This window comes from Aeromonas aquatica, assembly GCF_000764655.1.
In the GTDB taxonomy this organism is placed as follows: domain Bacteria; phylum Pseudomonadota; class Gammaproteobacteria; order Enterobacterales; family Aeromonadaceae; genus Aeromonas; species Aeromonas aquatica.
This window is the reverse complement of the sequence record NZ_JRGL01000162.1, coordinates 49221-67531: the sequence shown is the minus strand read 5'-3', so window position 1 is coordinate 67531 and position 18311 is coordinate 49221. Positions and strand designations below refer to the sequence as shown.

General features: G+C 61.5%; 20 protein-coding genes and 1 pseudogene. 9 read left to right on the top strand and 12 right to left on the bottom strand.

Features of this window, described 5'->3' with window-relative positions:
• Window positions 1-153: 153 nt before the first annotated feature.
• From hemG to pepQ, 4 genes are read right to left on the bottom strand one after another with little or no spacing between them, the layout of a single operon-like run.
• The gene (gene hemG / locus LG30_RS0120550) at window positions 154-678 is read right to left on the bottom strand and encodes a menaquinone-dependent protoporphyrinogen IX dehydrogenase (RefSeq protein ID WP_033132558.1); all 525 of its coding nucleotides are present in this window, start codon (window positions 676-678) and stop codon (window positions 154-156) included.
• Window positions 679-685: 7 nt separating this feature from the next.
• On the bottom strand, window positions 686-2143 hold the full coding sequence (locus LG30_RS0120545; protein WP_033132557.1) for a TrkH family potassium uptake protein: 1458 nt from the start codon (window positions 2141-2143) through the stop codon (window positions 686-688).
• Between the two features lie 36 nt (window positions 2144-2179).
• Window positions 2180-2797, bottom strand: a complete 618-nt coding sequence (locus LG30_RS0120540; RefSeq protein ID WP_033132556.1) for a YigZ family protein — start codon at window positions 2795-2797, stop codon at window positions 2180-2182.
• Complete coding sequence (gene pepQ / locus LG30_RS0120535; protein ID WP_033132555.1) at window positions 2797-4119, bottom strand: Xaa-Pro dipeptidase; 1323 nt, start codon at window positions 4117-4119, stop codon at window positions 2797-2799. Before pepQ ends, LG30_RS0120540 begins: the two co-directional genes overlap by 1 nt.
• Window positions 4120-4308: 189 nt before the next feature.
• Here pepQ and LG30_RS0120530 point away from each other — a divergent pair, with 189 nt between their 5' ends.
• The 6 genes from LG30_RS0120530 to LG30_RS0120505 all read left to right on the top strand — a co-directional run bounded on the left by LG30_RS0120530 (window position 4309) and on the right by LG30_RS0120505 (window position 13603).
• Window positions 4309-6246 carry an acetoacetate--CoA ligase gene (locus tag LG30_RS0120530; protein ID WP_033132554.1) on the top strand — a complete coding sequence of 646 codons (1938 nt, stop codon included), beginning with the start codon at window positions 4309-4311 and terminating at the stop codon, window positions 6244-6246.
• A 201-nt stretch (window positions 6247-6447) separates the two neighbouring features.
• On the top strand, window positions 6448-8595 hold the full coding sequence (gene fadB, locus LG30_RS0120525; protein WP_033132553.1) for a fatty acid oxidation complex subunit alpha FadB: 2148 nt from the start codon (window positions 6448-6450) through the stop codon (window positions 8593-8595).
• A gap of 21 nt (window positions 8596-8616) precedes the next feature.
• Window positions 8617-9780 carry an acetyl-CoA C-acyltransferase FadA gene (gene fadA, locus LG30_RS0120520; protein WP_033132552.1) on the top strand — a complete coding sequence of 388 codons (1164 nt, stop codon included), beginning with the start codon at window positions 8617-8619 and terminating at the stop codon, window positions 9778-9780.
• A gap of 320 nt (window positions 9781-10100) precedes the next feature.
• Entirely contained in the window at window positions 10101-10823 is a 723-nt protein-coding gene (locus tag LG30_RS0120515) for a response regulator (RefSeq protein ID WP_033132551.1), read from the top strand.
• 73 nt (window positions 10824-10896) lie between these two features.
• Window positions 10897-12342: an ATP-binding protein gene (locus LG30_RS0120510; protein WP_033132550.1), complete on the top strand. Its 1446-nt coding sequence runs from the start codon at window positions 10897-10899 to the stop codon at window positions 12340-12342.
• Between the two features lie 4 nt (window positions 12343-12346).
• Complete coding sequence (locus tag LG30_RS0120505) at window positions 12347-13603, top strand: ABC transporter substrate-binding protein (RefSeq protein WP_033132549.1); 1257 nt, start codon at window positions 12347-12349, stop codon at window positions 13601-13603.
• A 45-nt stretch (window positions 13604-13648) separates the two neighbouring features.
• Here LG30_RS0120505 and LG30_RS0120500 read toward each other — a convergent pair whose 3' ends face one another.
• Window positions 13649-13840, bottom strand: a complete 192-nt coding sequence (locus LG30_RS0120500; RefSeq protein WP_033132548.1) for a hypothetical protein — start codon at window positions 13838-13840, stop codon at window positions 13649-13651.
• A gap of 171 nt (window positions 13841-14011) precedes the next feature.
• On the opposite strand from LG30_RS0120500, the pseudogene LG30_RS21780 reads away from it, so the two are divergent.
• The 3 genes and pseudogenes from LG30_RS21780 to LG30_RS0120490 form a co-directional block, all read left to right on the top strand.
• Window positions 14012-14107: pseudogene (locus LG30_RS21780) on the top strand (sulfurtransferase TusA family protein); the annotation flags it as partial.
• Between the two features lie 454 nt (window positions 14108-14561).
• Window positions 14562-14807 carry a sulfurtransferase TusA gene (gene tusA, locus LG30_RS0120495; protein ID WP_033132547.1) on the top strand — a complete coding sequence of 82 codons (246 nt, stop codon included), beginning with the start codon at window positions 14562-14564 and terminating at the stop codon, window positions 14805-14807.
• Between the two features lie 20 nt (window positions 14808-14827).
• On the top strand, window positions 14828-15175 hold the full coding sequence (locus LG30_RS0120490; RefSeq protein WP_033132564.1) for a RidA family protein: 348 nt from the start codon (window positions 14828-14830) through the stop codon (window positions 15173-15175).
• Between the two features lie 76 nt (window positions 15176-15251).
• Here the strand turns inward: LG30_RS0120490 and LG30_RS0120485 are convergent, their stop codons facing one another.
• From LG30_RS0120485 to LG30_RS0120460, 7 genes are all read right to left on the bottom strand, one after another.
• Complete coding sequence (locus LG30_RS0120485) at window positions 15252-15908, bottom strand: OmpA family lipoprotein (protein ID WP_033132546.1); 657 nt, start codon at window positions 15906-15908, stop codon at window positions 15252-15254.
• A gap of 156 nt (window positions 15909-16064) precedes the next feature.
• Window positions 16065-16307, bottom strand: a complete 243-nt coding sequence (locus tag LG30_RS0120480) for a hypothetical protein (RefSeq protein ID WP_033132545.1) — start codon at window positions 16305-16307, stop codon at window positions 16065-16067.
• Between the two features lie 87 nt (window positions 16308-16394).
• Window positions 16395-16649, bottom strand: a complete 255-nt coding sequence (locus LG30_RS0120475; protein ID WP_033132544.1) for a hypothetical protein — start codon at window positions 16647-16649, stop codon at window positions 16395-16397.
• 53 nt (window positions 16650-16702) lie between these two features.
• The gene (locus tag LG30_RS0120470; protein ID WP_033132543.1) at window positions 16703-16975 is read right to left on the bottom strand and encodes a hypothetical protein; all 273 of its coding nucleotides are present in this window, start codon (window positions 16973-16975) and stop codon (window positions 16703-16705) included.
• Between the two features lie 53 nt (window positions 16976-17028).
• Window positions 17029-17211, bottom strand: a complete 183-nt coding sequence (locus tag LG30_RS0120465; protein WP_238566471.1) for a hypothetical protein — start codon at window positions 17209-17211, stop codon at window positions 17029-17031.
• Window positions 17141-17572 (bottom strand): DNA-3-methyladenine glycosylase I, encoded by a 432-nt coding sequence (locus tag LG30_RS23045; RefSeq protein ID WP_274518516.1) that lies wholly within the window; start codon window positions 17570-17572, stop codon window positions 17141-17143. Before LG30_RS23045 ends, LG30_RS0120465 begins: the two co-directional genes overlap by 71 nt.
• 7 nt (window positions 17573-17579) lie before the next feature.
• A complete protein-coding gene (locus LG30_RS0120460; RefSeq protein ID WP_033132542.1) occupies window positions 17580-18149 on the bottom strand; it encodes a DNA-3-methyladenine glycosylase I in 570 nt (189 codons plus the stop codon).
• Window positions 18150-18311: the final 162 nt, after the last annotated feature.

Below are 18311 nucleotides of genomic sequence, written 5' to 3'. Positions count from 1 at the left end.
GCTGGTAGGGGCGCATTATAGGGATCCAGCGTGCGATGACAAGGGAAAATATGCAGAAAGATCCGTTTTTCGCACTTTAGCGGTTCAAATGCCTATTTATCCAACAAAAAGCCCCGTATCAGCGGGGCTTCGGCCAGTAATGGCGCGGGTTTGCTATCTTTTTGACCAGAATTCTCGCGCAAAACTGCGTACCTTTACCCAATCGGTAAACTCGAGGTCCTGGCTGGTGTCCGTGCTGCCGCCGGTCATCTTCATGATCAGCTGAATGATGCGGGTCTGCCACCAGTTATAGCGGGAGTATTGCAGCGCACCGGCGAAGACCCCCAGGGTTTTCGGCTTCCAGGGAGAGAGGCGCAGGAACTTCTTCATATAGGCATTGGTTTGCGGCGTCTGCTTCTCTGGCTTGCGGGCGGTCAGGTTGACGCAGAAGAATGCGGCATTGGCCACTTCCAGCTGTTCATGGTGAGCATTGATGAAGCTGAGCAGGCTGGGGTGGAAGTTGCCATAGCGAATGGAGGCACCGATCAATACCTTGGCATACTTGCTGAGATTGCACTTGGGCAGGGTATGCAGATCCTGTATCACCACGTCGCATCCTGATATTTCCTCCAGCATGGCATCCACAATTTTCCGTGTTTGCCCGTCCTGGGAAGAATAAAGCACCAAAATCTTGTCCATACCTACCTCAACTACGCCAGAATGCGGGCGTAAACAGTACCAGAAGCGTGAAAATTTCCAATCGACCAAACAACATGGCGACAATCAGTATCCACTGCGCCGTTGCCGAGATCTTGCCGAAGTTGGCGGAGACCTCCCCCAGCCCAGGCCCCACGTTGGTGAAGGCCGCCGCCACGGCAGAGAAGGCCGTCACCTCGTTCAACCCTGTCATCAGCAATAGCAACATAAAGATGAAGAACAGGATGATATAGGTGGCGAAGTAACCCCACACCGCCTCGACGATCCGCTCCGGTACCGCGCGGCGCCCCAATTTCAGGGTGTAAATGGCACGCGGGTGCACCAGCCGCTTGAGCTCGCGCATCCCCTGCAGGAACAGGATCATGAAGCGCATCACCTTGATGCCGCCCCCGGTGCTGCCAGCACAACAGCCAATAAAGGCGGAGAACATCAGCAACATGGGCAGGAAGGAAGGCCAATCCGCATAGCTGGTCGTGCTATATCCCGTGGTCGTACCGAGGGATACCGCCTGGAACAGGCCGTGGTTGAGCGCCTCCTGCCAGGTGGAGTAGTGTCCGTGGAACAACAGGGAGACGAAGCAGATCAGTATCAGCACGCCCTGGATCCCCAGAAACACCTTGAGCTCTGAGTCGTGCAGATAACTGCTCAGCCGCACCGGCTTGTGGGCAAACACCATGAAGTGCAGGGCGAAGTTGACGCTGGCCAGCAGCAGGAACACCACTGTGATCAGGTTGATGGCCGGACTGTTGAAGAAGCCGATGCTGGCATCATGGGTCGAGAAGCCGCCCACCGACAGGGTGGAGAAGGAGTGGCAGATGGCGTCGAACAGGCTCATCCCGGCCATCCAGTAGGCCAGGGCGCAGAGAGAGGTCAGCAACAGGTAGATGAACCAGAGCGCCTTGGCCGTCTCGGCGATGCGGGGAGTGACCTTGTTGTCCTTGACCGGCCCCGGGATCTCGGCACGGTAGAGCTGCATGCCCCCGATGCCGAGCAGCGGTAGTATGGCGACCGCCAGCACTATGATCCCCATGCCCCCCAGCCACTGCAGCAGCTGACGATAGAAGAGGAAGGCCTTGGGCAGGTTGTCCAGCCCGGTCAAGACGGTGGCGCCCGTGGTGGTCAGGCCGGAGAACGACTCGAAGAAGGCCTCGGAGACCGACATGCCGGGCACCTCGCCCAGCAAAAATGGCAAGGCCCCCACGCTGCCCAGCACGACCCAGAACAACACTACTATGAGAAAGCCTTCCTTGGATCTGAGGTCTTTCTTCTGGTGACGGTTGGGGAACCAGAGCATGGCGCCGAGCAGCAGCGCGATGAAGAAGGAATTGACAAACTCGGCACCGCCGCCATCACGATACGCAAAAGCGACCAGCGCGGGCAGCAGCATGGTCGAACTGAACAGCGCGACCAGCAGGCCAACGATACGAATGATGCTCAGAACTTGCATTCTGGCTCCCTCTTCAGACTAAAAGAGCGATGGATTCTAGCCATCTAAGGGACGAAGAGATACCCGGCCATGGGTTCTATCGGTCAATTCCTGGGCCACTTGGCTCCAGATAGCGGTATCCCAGGCGATCTGCAGACTGACCTGCTGACCATAATCCGCAGCCAGCAGCTGGCCCTGATGGGCGGTAATCAACGCCTCCACCGCCCCCATGTCGGTATAGTCGCAGCAGATGAGAGAAGGGGTCTGCTGGCGCTTGATCCGGGTCTCGAGCAACTTGAGAGCCGCCCCGACACCACCGCCATAGGCCTTGACCAGACCGCCGGTACCCAGCAGCACGCCACCGTAGTAACGCACCACCACGGTGACGATCTCGCCAAGCCCCGCGCCCATCAGCTGGGCCAGCATAGGTTTGCCCGCCGTGCCAGAGGGTTCGCCGTCATCGCTGAAGCCATAGACCTGGCTGTCCTGGGGGGCTCCGGCGACGAAGGCCCAGCAATGATGCCGGGCCGTCGGGTGTTGCCGTTTGACTTCGTTTATCCAGGCTTTGGCGGCCGCCACCGTCGGAGCATGCGCGACCAGGGTGATAAAGCGACTCTTCTTGATCTCCTCGGTCAACTCCAGCGGCGCGGCGGGAATGCCATAGTCTGCAACCATCAGAGCCCTGCTTGCCGGGTCAGATTCTCCACCCCGTCCCCATGCAGCACGACGTTGTCCTCGATGCGAATGCCACCGAAGGGACGCAGCGCCTCCACCTTGTTCCAGTTGACGCGCTTGCCCTGCTCGCTCTGACGCAGTGGCTCCAGCAGGCTGTCGATGAAGTAGAGCCCAGGCTCGATGGTGAACACCTGGCCCACCTCCATCACCCGGGTGCAACGCAGGTAGGGGAACGGCTCGGGGGCAGGCAGATGAGTGCCACGCTCATCCTGCATGAAGCCGCCTGCATCGTGTACCTGCAGGCCGAGGAAGTGGCCGAGCCCGTGGGGGAAGAAGGCGTTGGTCACGCCGGTATGGATCATCTCGTCTACCGACATGTCCACCAGTTCGACCGATTGCAGCAACCGCGCCAGTCTGTGATGCATCTGCAGGTGCAGCTCGCTGTAACGGCGGCCCGGTTTGATCTCCTCGATGATCTGCTGCTGTTGCGCATCCAGCGCCGCGATCAGATCGGCAAACTCGCCACGGCGCCAGGCCCAGGTACGAGTGATGTCGGAGGCATAGCCGTGATAATCCACCCCGGCATCGATCAGGAAGGAGTGACGCTCCGCATCCGGCACCCGCTGAGTGGAAAGCTGGGTGTAATGGAGGATGGCTGCATTGCGGTTGATGGCAATGATGTTGCCATAAGGCGCCTCATTGGCCCCCTGCCCGACCGCCTTCATGTAGGCCAGGTTGATCTCGAACTCGCTCGCCCCCGCCATGAAGGCGTCTTTGGCCGCGATGTGACCACGCACGCCGATGCGGTTTGCTTCCCGCAGGCATTCGAGCTCATAAGCGGTCTTGTAGGCACGGTGGTAATGCAGGTAGTTGAGCACCGCCTCCGGGTTGGGTTGACCCAGCCCCAACAGTTCGCCCACCTCGAGATGGCCCCCCAGATAGGCCCACTCCTGCTTGTCGGCGGGCAGGTGATCCGCCACCTGCTCCGGCCTCGTCAGGAAGCGGATGTCGAAGAAATCGACCCAGAAAGCATTGGGCAGGTCCGCGACCTTGTGCCAGAAATCCACCGGCCGGTAGAACAGCAGCACCGGCTTGCTCACCCCGTCCACCAGCAACCAGCAGTGGGGGTTGTCCAGCAGGGGCAACCAGGCCTTGAAGTGCGGATTGACCTTGAAGGGGTAGTCCTGATCGTCGAGGAAGATGCGGTGGGTCTGGCCCGAATGAATGGCCAGGCCGCCGAGCCCCTGCTGTTGCAGTATGTCGCGGGTGCGTTGCTGCAGGGTGTCGAGGTGCTGGGCAAAAAGTTGACTGTAACTGCTCATGGCGTCCTGCTCCGGGCAAATGTGGCTTCAGCATAACATCAAGCGAATTCTGGCTCGAACCGTCAAGCTGTCGCTTCGTGAGGTAACGCATAGGTTACAAGGATTTTGTTATGAAACAAAAACCAACCATTAACAAATAAAGAACAATTCAATACACTGCCAGCAGATATAAGCAGTCAGGAACAATTCATGCACAACCTTTGCCTGTGGCAGCCGGATCAGGACAGGATGCAACACTCCAACCTCCACCAGTTCATGGCCGAGGTTAACCACTTCCACGGCCTGCAGTTGCACAGCTACGCCGATCTCTATCAATGGTCGGTCGAGAAGACCACCCGTTTCTGGCCGCTGGTATGGCAGCACTGCGGCGTCAAGGGTGAGCTAGGCGACATAGTGGCGGAGAACCGCCAGGAGATGCAGCGTGCCCGCTGGTTCCCCGACAGCCGGCTCAACTTCGCCGAGAACCTGTTGCGCCGCCAGGACGAGAGCCCGGCCATCATCTCCCGCCTCGAAGGGGGCGCGAGCCAGACCCTGAGCTGGGCCGATCTCGGCGATCGGGTCGCCCGCCTGAGCCAGTGGTTGCGTGCGCAGGGCATAGGGCGCGGCGATGTGGTCGCCGCCTATCTGCCCAACACCCCGGAAGCCGTGATCGCCATGCTGGCCACCACCAGCCTGGGGGCGGTCTGGACCTCTACCAGCCCCGACTTTGGCGAGGCCAGCGTGGTGGAGCGCTTCGGTCAGACCCGGCCCCGGGTGCTGTTCGCGGTGGACGGTTATCGTTACAACGGCAAGGGGATCGACATTCAGGCCAAGGTGGCCAGCGTGGTCGGCCAGATCGACAGCATAGAGCAGACGGTGATGATCCCGCTGCTCGGCCATCCCCTGTTGCTCGGCCAGGATTGGCAACAGATCCTGGCCAGCCAGCCGGACGCCAGCCTCAGCTTCGAGCCCATGGGCTTCAACGATCCGCTCTACATCCTCTATTCGTCAGGCACCACCGGCAAACCCAAGTGCATAGTCCACGGCATCGGCGGCACCCTGCTGCAGCACCTCAAGGAGCATCAGCTGCACTGCGACGTCAAGCCGGGGGAGCGGGTGTTCTACTTCACCACCTGCGGCTGGATGATGTGGAACTGGCTGGTGAGCGCGCTCGCCTCCGGCGCCACCCTGGTGCTCTACGACGGCTCTCCCTTCTACCCGGACGGCAACGTGCTCTGGGATCTGGCCCGCGACGAACAGGTCAGCCTGTTTGGCACCTCCGCCAAGTACCTGGATGCCTTGCACAAGCAGGGTTATGCCCCGATCAAGACCCATGAGCTGCCGGCCCTGCGGCTGATCTGCAGCACCGGCTCAGTGCTCTCGCCGGAGGGGTTCGACTACGTCTATCAGGGGATCAAAAAAGATGTACAGCTCAGCTCCATCTCCGGCGGCACCGACATCTGCTCCTGCTTCGTCATCGGCAACCCCTTGAGCCCCGTCTATCGCGGCGAGAGCCAGGGCCGTGGTCTGGGGCTGGCGGTGCAGGTGTTCAACGAGGCGGGCCAGCCGGTGCAGGGCGAGAAGGGGGAGCTGGTCTGCACCAAGCCGTTCCCGGCCCAGCCCATCTACTTCTGGGGCGACGAGAACGGCGACAAGTATCACGCCGCCTACTTCGATCGCTTCGACAACATCTGGTGCCACGGCGACTGGATCGAGCTGACCGACACCGGCGGCGTCCTCTTCTATGGCCGCTCCGATGCCACCCTCAACCCGGGTGGCGTGCGCATCGGTACCAGCGAGATCTACCGCTACGTGGAGCAGTTAGACGAGGTGGAGGAGAGCATCGTCATCGGCCAGCAGTGGCAGCAGGACGAACGGGTGGTGCTGTTCGTCAAGCTCAAGGCCGGGCTGCGGCTCGATGAGCTGCTGCGTGAGCGCATCCGCCAGCAGATCCGCCAACACTGCACCGCCCGCCATGTGCCCGCCCGCATCCTGCAGGTGGATGCCATCCCCCGTACCAAGTCCGGCAAGATAGTGGAGCTGGCGGTGCGCGAGGTGGTGCACAACAGGCCCGTCAACAATACCCACGCCCTCGCCGATCCCGAGGTATTGAACCAGTACCGCGACCGGCCGGAGCTGGCCAGCTGAGCCGGATCAGCAGAATAAAGGCGCCTCCTGGCGCCTTTATTCTGTCTCATCACCCAGAACGAGTTTTTACTCGAGATCTGTTAAACAATTGTTTTAAATAGGTGTTGAAATTGTCTTATTTTGGATCAATAGTGAGCCTCGCCCCCTGCTGGGGAGAAAGGAGCAAAGCCCCCCACCGCGTGGGAACAAGGAGACACTCTCATGATCTACCAAGGCGAAACCCTGTCGGTCAGCTACCTCGAACACGGCATTGCCGAGCTGAGGTTTGATGCCCCGGGTTCAGTCAACAAGCTGGATCGCGCTACCCTGCTCTCGCTGAGCGAAGCGATCGCCACATTACAGCAACAAGCCGATTTGAAGGGTCTGATCCTCACCTCCGGCAAAGACGCCTTTATCGTCGGCGCCGACATCACCGAATTCCTGGAACTGTTCGATCTGCCGCAAGAAGAGCTGCTCGGCTGGCTGAAGAAAGCCAACGACATCTTCAGCGCCATCGAAGATCTGCCGGTGCCGACCCTGTCCGCCATCAAGGGCCACGCCCTGGGCGGCGGCTGCGAGACCATACTCTCCACCGATTTCCGTCTGGCTGACACCACTGCCAGGATCGGCCTGCCCGAGACCAAACTCGGCATCATGCCGGGCTTTGGCGGCACAGTCCGTCTGCCGCGCCTTATCGGCGCCGACAACGCCCTGGAGTGGATCACCACAGGCAAGGATTACCGTGCCGATGACGCCCTCAAGGTAGGTGCCATCGACGCCGTGGTCGCCCCCGCAGCGCTGCAGAGCGCCGCCCTGCAGATGATGAGAGACGCCATCGCCGGCAAGCTGGACTGGCAGGGCCGTCGCGCCGCCAAGAAGGCCCCACTGCGCCTCTCCAAGCTGGAAGCCATGATGAGCTTCACCACAGCTGCCGGCATGGTTGCCGCCGTAGCGGGCAAGCACTATCCGGCGCCCATGACAGCAGTCAAAACCGTCGAGGCCGCCGCCGGCATGAGCCGCGACGAGGCGCTCAACGTCGAGGCGCAAGGCTTCATCAAGCTGGCCAAGACCGACGTGGCCAAGGCGCTGGTCGGCATCTTCCTGAACGATCAGCACATCAAGGCGCTGGCCAAGAAGGCGGCCAAGCAGGCAGCCAAGGCCACCAGCCACGCCGCCGTACTGGGTGCCGGCATCATGGGGGGCGGCATCGCCTACCAGTCCGCCAGCAAGGGCATTCCGGCGGTGATGAAGGACATCAACGAGAAGGCGCTGGCGCTTGGCATGGGCGAAGCCACCAAGCTGCTCAACGGCCAGCTCGAGAAGGGCCGCATCGACGGCATCAAGATGGGCCAGGTGCTCTCCGCCATCACCCCGACCCTCAGCTATGACAGCGTCAAGCACGTGGATCTGGTGGTCGAAGCCGTAGTCGAGAATCCCAAGGTGAAGGCCGCCGTGCTGGGTGAAGTGGAAGCCGTTATCGGCGACGACGCCGTGCTCGCCAGCAACACCTCCACCATTCCCATCTCCCTGCTGGCCAAGGGGCTGAAGCGCCCGCAGAATTTCTGCGGCATGCACTTCTTCAACCCGGTGCACCGCATGCCCCTGGTGGAGATCATCCGCGGCGAGCAGACGTCGGACGACACCATCAACCGCGTGGTGGCCTATGCCGCCGCCATGGGCAAGTCCCCGGTGGTGGTCAACGACTGCCCGGGCTTCTTCGTCAACCGCGTGCTGTTCCCCTACTTCTTCGGCTTCAACCAGCTGGTCGCCGATGGCGCCGACTTCGCCGCGGTCGACAAGGTGATGGAGAAAGAGTTCGGCTGGCCCATGGGCCCAGCCTACCTGCTGGACGTGGTCGGCATCGACACCGGTCACCATGCCGGTGACGTCATGGCGCAGGGTTTCCCGGCGCGCATGAGCAAGACCAGCCGCACCGCCATCGATGTGATGTATGACGCCAGCCGCTTCGGTCAGAAGAATGGCAAGGGCTTCTACGCCTACGAGCAGGACAAGAAGGGCAAGCCGAAGAAGGTGGCCGATGTGGCCGCTTACGAGCTGCTGGCCCCCATTGCCAAGCCGAAACAGGATTACGACAAGGACGCCATCATCGCCCGCATGATGATCCCCATGATCAACGAAGTGGTGCTCTGCCTGGAGGAAGGCATAGTCGCCACCCCGGCGGAAGCGGACATCGCGCTGGTCTATGGGCTGGGCTTCCCTCCCTTCCGTGGTGGCGTGTTCCGCTATCTGGACACCATAGGTCTGGATCGTTACGTGGCCATGGCCGACCAGTATGCCGATCTGGGCCCGCTCTACCGCGTCAGCGACAAGCTGCGTGCAATGGCCGCCCAGGGCAAAACCTTCTACTGATTGCGGAGAGGAGATCCATTCATGAAAGACGTAGTCATTGTCGACTGTATCCGGACCCCCATGGGCCGGTCCAAGGGCGGCGCCTTCCGCAACGTGCGTGCAGAAGATCTGTCCGCGCACCTGATGAGCTCCATCCTGCTGCGCAACCCCAACCTCGATCCGAACGAGATCGAGGATATCTACTGGGGCTGCGTGCAGCAGACCCTGGAGCAGGGTTTCAACATAGCCCGCAACGCCGCCCTGCTGGCCGGTATTCCCAAGCAGGTCGGCGCCGTCACCGTCAACCGGCTGTGCGGCTCCAGCATGCAGGCGCTGCACGATGCCTCCCGCGCCATCCAGGTGGGTGACGGGGACATCTTCATCATCGGCGGCGTCGAGCACATGGGTCACGTGCCCATGAGCCACGGCGTCGACTTCCACCCCGGCATGGCCAAAACGGTGGCCAAGGCCTCCGGCATGATGGGGCTGACCGCCGAGATGCTGGGCAAGCTGCACGGCATCAGCCGTCAGCAGCAGGACGAGTTTGCCGCCCGCTCCCACCGCCGCGCCCATGCCGCCACCCTGGAAGGACGCTTCGCCAGGGAGATCGTCGGGCTGGAAGGCCATGACGCCAGCGGCGCCCGCTTCTTCTACGACTACGACGAGGTGATCCGGCCTGAGACCACGGTCGAGACCCTGGGCCAGCTGCGCCCGGTGTTCGACCCGGTCAACGGCACCGTCACCGCCGGCACCTCCTCGGCCCTGTCCGACGGCGCCGCCGCCATGCTGGTGATGAGCGCGGATCGGGCCAAGGCGCTGGGGCTGACCCCCCGTGCCAGGGTACGAGCCATGGCCATCGCCGGCTGCGACGCCGCCATCATGGGTTACGGCCCGGTGCCCGCCACCCAGAAGGCGCTCAAGCGGGCCGGTCTGACCGTCGGCGACATCGACCTGTTCGAGTTGAACGAGGCCTTCGCCGCCCAGTCCCTGCCCTGCGTCAAGGATCTGGGGCTGCAGGATCTGGTGGACGAGAAGGTGAACCTGAACGGCGGTGCCATCGCCCTGGGCCACCCGCTCGGCTGCTCCGGTGCCCGCATCTCCACCACCCTGATCAACCTGATGGAAGAGAAGGATGCCACGCTAGGGGTCGCGACCATGTGTATCGGTCTGGGCCAGGGCATCGCCACCGTGTTCGAGCGGGTGTGATGAACTGAACGTCGCTGATCCGGCCATCTCGGCTAGATCAGGGTATCGCCCGCACTCGTGGGTGAGGGCGATACCGAATTGTCTGCTGTGGGGTCGGCCTGACCGACCCGTCATCGAGTCTGTGGAGATCGCCACACGGGGTGATCTCTTACCGTCGGAATCTGCGTGTTGGCCGCCCCGTTTGGGTCGGCCTTTTTTCTTCTCAACCCCGGATCTGGGGCTATATTGCCCATAACCTCACATTAGGAGGGGGGCTTGCTTGCTTTTTGCCCCCTCGACAGGTTCAATCTGCACAAAAAAATGGGTGGATGCACATACATATGTCAACGAGCAAACAATTGCTGATCGTCGACGACGACCAAGAGATCCGCGAGCTGCTCAATGAATACCTGAGCCGGGCCGGCTTTCAGGTATTGACGGCGGCAGGGGGCGACGAGATGCGTCAGCAACTCGCCCAGCACAGCCCGGACCTGATCATTCTGGACATCATGATGCCCGGCGACGACGGCTTTACCCTCTGCCAGCAGATCCGTCGCGACTCTCAGGTGCCCATCATCATGCTGACCGCCGCCTCCGATGAGGCGGATCGGGTGATCGGCCTCGAACTCGGCGCCGATGACTACATCGCCAAGCCGTTCAGCCCGCGCGAGCTGCAGGCCCGCATCAAGGCGCTGCTGCGCCGGGCCGAATTCCGCCAGCCGGAAAAAGAGAAGGAGCCGAGCCGTCGCCTGCGCTTCGCCGACTGGACCCTGGACACCCTGAGCCATCAGCTGACCCACGACGACGGCAGCCTGCTGGATCTCTCCGGCAGCGATGCCCTGCTGCTCGGCATGTTCCTGCAGCAGCCCGGCGTGGTGCTGGACAGAGACACCATCTCGGATGCCACCCGTGGCCGCGAGAGCCTGCCGATGGAGCGCGGCATCGACGTGCAGATCAGTCGCCTGCGCCAGAAGCTCGGTGACAACGGCAAGAGCCCGCGCATCATCAAGACCATACGGGGCAGCGGCTACATGCTGATCGCCGAAGTCCACGAGATCCCATGAAAGACCAGACGTTCTGGCAGGCGCAGCGCCATAGCAGCGGCTACCCGCTGATCGACAAGAGGCACGAGATCCCATGAAAAGCCGGCGGTTCTGGCAGGCGCTGGTGCCCCGCTCCCTGCTGTCGCGGATGCTGTTGCTGTTGCTGCTCGCCATCCTGCTCTCCCAGACCATACTCACCGGCATCTGGATGCAGCAGATCCAGAAGCGGGAGCTGGAAGGCATGCTCAGCACCACCCGCAACCTGGCGCTGTCGGCCGCCTCCACAGTCAACTTCTTCAAGTCCCTGCCGCTGCAGTACCGCCATATCGCGCTGGACCAGCTGCGCAACATGGGGGGCAGCCGCTTCTTCGTGTCGCTGAACGAGGAGGAGATCCACATCAGCGCCATCCCGGACAGCGAGCGCAAGACGCTGGTGCTGAAGGAGGTGGAGGAGGTGCTCGCCCGCAAGCTCTCCGACGCCATGGCCATCAAGGTGGACTTCTCCCGTCCGGAAGAGCTGCACGTCTTCAACAACGACACCCTGCTGGCGGATCTGCCCTCCTCCTGGGCCCGCTACACCCTCTCCCTCGAACCCATCAATCCCCCGGTGCTGGTGACCCAGATCGAGATAGAGCCGGGGGAGTGGCTCTACCTGGCGGCCCTGTTGCCCGCCCCCTACATGACGCTCGACGATACCGTGATGCCGAGCAACCAGGTACGCTTCATCGCCCTGATGACGGTGTTCCTCTGCTTCTTCACCTTCCTGCTGGTGCGCTGGCAGACCCGGCCCCTGCGCCGGCTCGCCAAGGCGGCGGTCAATCTCGGCAAGGACATCGACCAGCCCCCCCTCAAGGAGGAAGGGGCCTCCGAGATAGTGGCGGCAACCCGCGCCTTCAACATCATGCAGCAGCGTATCCGCCGCTTCATCGATGACAGGGAGCGACTGTTCAGCTCCATCTCCCACGATCTCAAGACCCCCATCACCCGGCTGCGGCTGCGGGTCGAGCTGCTCGACAACGAGACCCAGATCGGCAAGTTCAACAAGGATCTCGACGAGCTGGAGCTGATGGTGAAAGGGGCGCTGCAGACGGTCAAGGAGACCGACATTCACGAGAACCTCGAGCAGATCGACGTCAACGCCCTGCTGGAGCAGATGGCGGAGTCCATGAACCTGCACCAGGACCTGCTCATCATCGAGGGGCACTGCAAGTGGCCCTACCGCGGCAAGTTGCTGGCACTCAAGCGCTGCATCGGCAACCTGGTGGACAATGGCATCAAGTACGGCCAGCGCGTGCGCATCATCGTCATGGATGACGAGGAGATGCTGATCCTGTTCATCATGGACGAGGGTCAGGGCCTGCCGGAAGATCAGCTCGAACGCATCTTCGAGCCCTATTACCGCTTGAGCACGGACGCTGCCGGCACCGGCCTCGGCCTCGGCATCGCCCGCAACATCGCCCACGCCCACGGCGGCGATCTGGTGCTGGAAAATCGCCCCCAGGGTGGCCTGCAGGCCACCCTCTCCCTACCAAGGCAGTAACCTTATGAAGTGGTTGTCTTTTTCTGTCATTGCCCTGTTGTCCCTTCCCGTCGGTGCCGCTCAGGTGGAGGTGTTGCACTGGTGGACCTCCGGCGGCGAGGCCAAGGCGGTAGAGGTGCTCAAGTCGGAGTGGGCCGAGCGCGGCAACCAGTGGAACGACTTCGCGGTGCAGGGGGGCGGCGGCAAGAGTGCCATGACGGTGCTCAAGAGCCGGGCACTGGCGGCCAATCCACCGGAGGCGGCCCACCTCAAGGGCTATGAATTGCACGAGTGGGCCGGGCTCGGCTTCCTGCGCGACCTCAGCCCCATGGCCGAACACCTCGGCTGGTACCCGCAGCTCTCCCCCATGGTGCGCGAAACCCTCAGCCAGAACGGCGCCCTGATGGCGGTGCCGACCGGCATCCACAGAGTCAACTGGCTGTGGCTCAACCGCAAGGTGTTCGAGCGGCTGGGACTGCAACCGCCGACCGACTGGAAACAGTTCATGGCGGTGGCGGAGAAGATCAAGGCCGAGGGGGTGGCACCGCTCGCCATCGGCAACGAGCCCTGGCAGCTGGCGGTACTGTTCGAAACGGTAGCGCTGGGGGAAGGGGGCAAGGCCTTCTATCGCAAGGCCTTCCTGGAGCAGGACGAGGCCACCCTGACCGGGCCCGACATGGTGCGGGTGCTGACCCGCTTCCGCCAGTTGCGTGGCTTTGTGCCCGAGAAATACGCCGGGCTGAAGTGGCACCAGGCCACCAACCTGCTGGAGAGCGGCGGCGCCGCCATGCAGATCATGGGGGACTGGGTGAAGGGGGAGCTGAGTGCCGGCAACTACCGACCCGGGGAGGACATCGAATGCCTGCCGAGCCCGGGCAGCCAGGGCCTGTTCAGTTACAACCTGGACTCCATCGCCATGTTCAAGCAGCGGGATCCCGCCCAGCTTCAGGCCCAGGGCGAGCTGGCCCAGTTGCTGATGACGCCGAAGTTCCAGGAGGAGTTCAACCGGGTGAAGGGCTCCATCCCCGCGCTCACCAAGCCGGACATGAGCAAGTTCGATCGCTGCGCCATCCGCTCCTATCAGGACTTCCAGCTGGCGGAGCGAGACGGCAACCTGCTGCCCAGCATGGCGGAGGGGATGGCCGTGCCGACCAACATGCGCCAGGCGATCATGGATGTGCTGAGCAGCTTCTTCAACGACACCCGGGCCAACCCCGAGCAAACGGCGCTGCAACTGGAGCGCGCCATGCGCTCGACCCGCTCCGGCGCCGAGCAGAAATAACAAAGGCGGAACCAGTCCGCCTTTGGGTCATCGAAGCCTGAATGTTCAAGAGCGATCGTTCTCGTCTTCGTCCTCGTCGTAGTAGTCGCTGAGCTCGATCCAGAGCCCCAGCCCTATCATCACCATGGACCCGAACCAGGTGCCGGTGTTTCCGATCGGACTGCCCAGCACTATCATGGCGAAAGACAGGAACCCCATGCCTGCGTAGGCTTGTAATCTGCCGTAGGAGACCTGCATATTCACACCTCCTTGTTGAATATGATTCAATTTTTATATTACTCATCGGGCAGGAGCTGGATAGGGTCAGATCACACTTTGGTTACATATGCTGCATAGCAGCCCTATTATTTGATTATTTTTTCGCCTTTAGTATCATTGGCAGCTGAATTGGTTGAAGGTTGATTATTGATGAGTGCTTTATTCTGCGACGCAACTCATGAGTTGGACGCAATCGGGCTTCGTTGCCCCGAACCCGTGACGATAGCGCGCAAGAAAGTGCGGCTGAAGGTTGATTATTAATGACTACTTTATTCTGCGATGCGACTCACGAGTTGGACGCAATCGGGCTTCGTTGCCCCGAACCCGTGACGATAGCGCGCAAGAAAGTGCGGCTGAAGGTTGATTATTAATGACTACTTTATTCTGCGATGCGACTCACGAGCTGGACGCAATCGGGCTTCGTTGCCCCGAACCCGTGACGATAGCGCGCAAGAAAGTGTGGCTGAAGGTTGATTATTGATGAGTGCTTTATTCTGCGACGCAACTCACGAGTTGGACGCAATCGGGCTTCGTTGCCCGGAACCCGTGACGATAGCGCGCAAGAAAGTGCGGCTGAAGGTTGATTATTAATGAGTAATTTATTCTGCAACGCAACTCATGAGTTGGACGCAATCGGGCTTCGTTGCCCCGAACCCGTGACGATAGCGCGCAAGAAAGTGTGGCTGAAGGTTGATTATTAATGAGTAATTTATTCTGCGACGCAACTCATGAGTTGGACGCAATTGGGCTTCGTTGCCCGGAACCCGTGATGATGGTGCGCAAGAAAGTGCGGCTGATGGCCGAGGGGGAGACCCTGCTGGTCAGCGCCGACGATCCCTCCACCACCCGCGACATTCCCAGTTTCTGCCGTTTCATGGATCACACCCTGATCGCCAGCGAAATCGAGCAGGCTCCTTACCGCTATCTGATCCGCAAGGGTCAATGATCCCCATGCAGGAAGAGTCCATGACAGCCATTACCCGAATCGGCACCACCCAGCGTTGGTCAGATGTGGTCATCCACAACGGCACCCTCTATGTGGTTGAAGTCCCCGCCACGGATGAAGCCGACATTCACCAGCAGACCCGCGAGGTGTTGACCAGCCTGCAGCGCCTGCTGGAAGCCAACGGCTCCGGGGTCGACAAGATACTGATGGCCAACATCTATCTGAAAGACATCGGCGATATCGCCGCCTTCAATGCCCAGTGGGATGCCTGGCTCCCGGCGGGCACGGCCCCGGTACGCGCCTGCGTGCAGGCTCGCCTCGCCCACGAGGACTACAAGGTCGAGGTGCAACTGACCGCGGCGGTCTGAGCCGCCCGCCCAGCCTGAGATAGCAAAAGGCCCCGCCAGATTGGCGGGGCCTTTTCGTTACCGGCAACCGGGCGACTTAGGCAGTCGGGGTCAGGGTAATGGTCACACGACGGTTCTGGGCCTTGCCGGCGGCGGTGCTGTTGGTGGCGACCGGTTGATCCGGGCCCACACCACTGGTGGCGATGCGGCTACCGGTCACGCCCTGGCCGATCAGCTGGGCGGCGACGGCGTCGGCGCGCTGGGCGGAGAGCTTCATGTTCAGCTCGCGGGAGCCGGTGCTGTCGGTGTGACCGACCACGTTAAGACGGGTCTTGTCGAACTCGGCAACCACCATGGCCACGCCGGACAGGGTGTTGGCACCGGCCGCCTTCAACTGGGCGCTTGAGCTGTCGAAGGTGACGTTGTTCGGCATGTTGAGGATCAGCTGATCACCGTTGCGGGTCACGCTGACGCCGGTGCCTTGCAGCTTCTCGCGCAGCTTGGCTTCCTGCACGTCCATGTAGTAGCCGATGCCACCACCCAGCGCCGCGCCGGCGGCGACGCCGGTCAAAATACCCTTCTTGCGATCACCCTTGCTGGATGACAGTGCCCCCACGGCGGCGCCGGTGGCGGCACCGGCCAGTGCACCCCAGGCGCCCTTGGAGGTCTGGGATTCGCCGGTATAGGGATTGGTGGTACAGCCGGTCATGGCGACGGTCAGGGCAAGTGCTGGAACGAGTTTCTTGAAATGCATGGGAAAAAACCTCTGAAAAAACGACTCAAGCCGAACAGTCGCGCATTCTACCTCAGAGGAACGCCAGAGTGTGACGCGCATGCGTCACCGAGATGAACAAGGGGGCCGAAGCCCCCCTGTTCATCAATCCCATCGCCTGCCCACGAGGGCAGCGAATCAATATTTGATGTCGCGGGCCTGGTCGCGCCCTTCCTGCTTGTTGTCGCGGTGTTCTTGGCGGCAATCGGCATTGCCCACCAAACCATTGCGGCAATCTTGCTTGGCGTCGCGGGAATCCTGGCGAGTGTCCTGGCGTACATCGCGAGCCTGACGGCGCTCTTGTGCCTGCTTGGTGGCCTGCGCAGGCAGGGCAGTCAACAAGACGGTGGCGGCAAGCAGCATGAATACGGACTTCTTCATGGTGACTCCTAAAGTGATTGAAACGCAGCGGATCGGCGTCTCTCAATTATACACGGGGCCCGGCGTTGGGCTGGCAAGCCCTGACTATCAATATTTGACGTCACGAGCCTCGTCACGGTTTTCTTGTTTGTTGTCGCGGTTGTCCTGACGACAATCAGCGTTGCCAACCACGCCCTCACGGCACTCCTGCTTGGCGTCACGGGATTCCTGACGACCGTCCTGGCGGATGTCACGGGCATCCTGACGCTGCTCACCCTGATTGGTGGCTTGAGCCGGCACGGCGGCGAACAGGGTGCAAGCGGTCAGCAGGGTGGCGCTCAGGCGAGAGATAGAAATAGTCATGGGGACTCCAATAAATAAGGGTTAATGGCAGGGGGAACGATCCCATCCCGGCCTCAATATTTGATATCGCGTGCCGCTTCGCGCGCATCTTGCTTGTGGTGGCGATGCTCCTGGCGGCAATCGGCGTTGCCAAGGAACTCTTCCTGACGACAGTCGCGCTTCTGTTCGCGAGACTCCTGACGGACTGCCTGGCGCAGATCCCGCGCGTCGCGACGCTGCTGGGCTTGTTCGGTGGCCTGAGCCGGCAGGGCTACCAACAGGGAACAACCAGCCAGCAGGGCAGACAGCAGCGCGCTACGGGCATTATGAGGAGTGACAGCGTTCATATTGAGGCTCCCTGGTTATTCGGGCTGAGGTTGCTGCGGTCCTGGGCGGTGGATCAGTATTTGACGTCGCGGCTCTTCTCACGAGCCCCTTGCTTGACGTCATGCTTGTCCTGACGGCATTCGATGTTGTTCTTCTGATCGGCCTCGCGGCAGTCCTGCGTAGCCTCACGGACTTCGGGACGCACCTCCTGACGCACGTCGCGGGAATCCTGGCGATCGGCCGCCTGGGCAGGCAAGGTCGCCAGCAGGGAACAACCCGCCAGGATCAGGGTGCCGAGGGTACGGTGACGAAATGAGTTCAGTGACATAGGTAAATCCTCGTGATGAATGTCCCAATTTTGAGCAGCAGTTACTGTATGCCGGCTGTACCGAGCGCCGAAAAACGGACCCCTGGTCCTGCTGGCAGGGGGCCTGACAGGGGCCGGCGACGAGATGATCATTCACCAAGCCCAAGGCCCGCATGGAGGCGCAGCAGCCAGGGCTGCCAACCAAGGTAAGACAGAGCCGCTTGAGCGCTTTCACCATTGCGTCAGATCCTGGCGAGATGGCAGGCCAGAAAGGAAGAAGGGAGGCTGCTGGCCTCCCTTCTTCTTCCACTCCCGATTTAGCCTTGCTGACAGGCGACGTGACAGGGGCAGATGACGAGATGATCGTTCACCATGCCCACCGCCTGCATGAAGGCGTAGCAGATGGTACTGCCGACGAAGGTAAAACCGAGCTTCTTGAGGGCCTTGGCCATGGCATCCGACTCCGGCGAGGTAGCCGGGATATCGCCGTTGCCCTGCCGCTGATTGACGATGGGGACGCCGCCGACGAAGCCCCACAGATAGTCCGCGAAGTCGATGCCCTGCGCCTCCAGTGCCAGATAGGCGCGAGCGTTTTTGATGATCGACTGCACCTTGAGGCGATTGCGGATGATGCCTTTGTCCTGCATCAGCCGCGCCACATCCTGCTCGTCGAACCGGACAATGAGGGTGGGATCGAAGCCGGCATAGGCGCGGTAGTAACTGTCGGTGCGTTTGAGAATGGTGATCCAGGAGAGCCCCGCCTGCTGGCCATCGAGGCAGAGCTTGGCAAACAACTCGCGCGGATCACGCACCGGCCGCCCCCACTGCTTGTCATGGTATTCGATATATTCCGGGTCCCTGGTCACCCAGGCGCAGCGCAGTTCCATTCCTCGTCTCCTGTTATTTTTCTCTGTCCGACTCTCTGTCCGACAAGGGGATTTCATCGGCGACATGACAGGGCTTTCATCCCGGGCCGACCAGGCCCGGCGCAGCGCCACCCCATGAATCCCCTACAATTTCGCCTATTATCCGACCATGCCAGACGGTAT

Coding starts and splice junctions, on each gene's coding strand:
- hemG (WP_033132558.1), bottom strand. CDS start 678: ATGGACAAGATTTTGGTGCTTTATTCTTCCCAGGACGGGCAAACACGG.
- LG30_RS0120545 (WP_033132557.1), bottom strand. CDS start 2,143: ATGCAAGTTCTGAGCATCATTCGTATCGTTGGCCTGCTGGTCGCGCTG.
- LG30_RS0120540 (WP_033132556.1), bottom strand. CDS start 2,797: ATGGTTGCAGACTATGGCATTCCCGCCGCGCCGCTGGAGTTGACCGAG.
- pepQ (WP_033132555.1), bottom strand. CDS start 4,119: ATGAGCAGTTACAGTCAACTTTTTGCCCAGCACCTCGACACCCTGCAG.
- LG30_RS0120530 (WP_033132554.1), top strand. CDS start 4,309: ATGCACAACCTTTGCCTGTGGCAGCCGGATCAGGACAGGATGCAACAC.
- fadB (WP_033132553.1), top strand. CDS start 6,448: ATGATCTACCAAGGCGAAACCCTGTCGGTCAGCTACCTCGAACACGGC.
- fadA (WP_033132552.1), top strand. CDS start 8,617: ATGAAAGACGTAGTCATTGTCGACTGTATCCGGACCCCCATGGGCCGG.
- LG30_RS0120515 (WP_033132551.1), top strand. CDS start 10,101: ATGTCAACGAGCAAACAATTGCTGATCGTCGACGACGACCAAGAGATC.
- LG30_RS0120510 (WP_033132550.1), top strand. CDS start 10,897: ATGAAAAGCCGGCGGTTCTGGCAGGCGCTGGTGCCCCGCTCCCTGCTG.
- LG30_RS0120505 (WP_033132549.1), top strand. CDS start 12,347: ATGAAGTGGTTGTCTTTTTCTGTCATTGCCCTGTTGTCCCTTCCCGTC.
- LG30_RS0120500 (WP_033132548.1), bottom strand. CDS start 13,840: ATGCAGGTCTCCTACGGCAGATTACAAGCCTACGCAGGCATGGGGTTC.
- tusA (WP_033132547.1), top strand. CDS start 14,562: ATGAGTAATTTATTCTGCGACGCAACTCATGAGTTGGACGCAATTGGG.
- LG30_RS0120490 (WP_033132564.1), top strand. CDS start 14,828: ATGACAGCCATTACCCGAATCGGCACCACCCAGCGTTGGTCAGATGTG.
- LG30_RS0120485 (WP_033132546.1), bottom strand. CDS start 15,908: ATGCATTTCAAGAAACTCGTTCCAGCACTTGCCCTGACCGTCGCCATG.
- LG30_RS0120480 (WP_033132545.1), bottom strand. CDS start 16,307: ATGAAGAAGTCCGTATTCATGCTGCTTGCCGCCACCGTCTTGTTGACT.
- LG30_RS0120475 (WP_033132544.1), bottom strand. CDS start 16,649: ATGACTATTTCTATCTCTCGCCTGAGCGCCACCCTGCTGACCGCTTGC.
- LG30_RS0120470 (WP_033132543.1), bottom strand. CDS start 16,975: ATGAACGCTGTCACTCCTCATAATGCCCGTAGCGCGCTGCTGTCTGCC.
- LG30_RS0120460 (WP_033132542.1), bottom strand. CDS start 18,149: ATGGAACTGCGCTGCGCCTGGGTGACCAGGGACCCGGAATATATCGAA.